1 protein-coding gene is annotated in these 707 nt (G+C 62.9%); it reads left to right on the top strand.

What is annotated here, in order from left to right; all coding sequences use genetic code 11:
• On the top strand, positions 1–707 hold a 707-nt coding region (locus IT084_RS17650; RefSeq protein WP_243277060.1), incomplete at both ends, for a GTP-binding protein.

Here is a 707-nt window from a genome sequence, read left to right as displayed (position 1 = left end):
ACCGGCGCCGCCCAGATGGACGGTTCCATCCTGGTAGTATCCGCGGCGGACGGTCCCATGCCCCAGACCCGCGAGCACATCCTGCTGGCCCGCCAGGTGGGCGTGCCCTACATCGTGGTCTACCTGAACAAAGCCGACATGGTGGATGATCCCGAGCTTTTGGAACTGGTGGACATGGAAGTGCGCGACCTGTTGAACCAGTACGAATTTCCCGGGGACGACGTGCCCATCATCACCGGCTCGGCCTTGAAGGCGCTGGAATGCGGCTGCGGCAAGCGGGAATGCGAGTGGTGCAAGAGCATCTGGGAACTGATGGACGCGGTGGACGAATACGTACCCACGCCGGAGCGGGACATTGACAAACCCTTCCTGATGCCCGTGGAAGACGTATTCACCATTACCGGGCGCGGCACAGTGGCCACCGGCCGGATCGAGCGCGGCTCCATCAAAGTGGGCGAAGAAGTGGAGATCGTGGGCCTGAACGATAAACCGCGCAAGACCGTGGTGACGGGCGTGGAAATGTTCCGCAAGATCCTGGAGCGCGGCGAAGCCGGCGACAACGTGGGCTGCCTGCTGCGCGGCGTGGAGCGTAAAGAAATCGAGCGCGGCCAGGTGCTCGCCAAGCCCGGCAGCATCAAACCGCACACCAAGTTCAACGCCGAAGTGTACGTGCTGACCAAGGAAGAGGGCGGCCGTCACACCCCGTT

This window comes from Desulfallas sp. Bu1-1 (assembly GCF_015594625.1).
In the GTDB taxonomy this organism is placed as follows: domain Bacteria; phylum Bacillota; class Desulfotomaculia; order Desulfotomaculales; family Desulfallaceae; genus JADNRQ01.
Note: the sequence above shows the minus strand (reverse complement) of the source record. Positions and strands in the feature narration are given on the sequence as shown.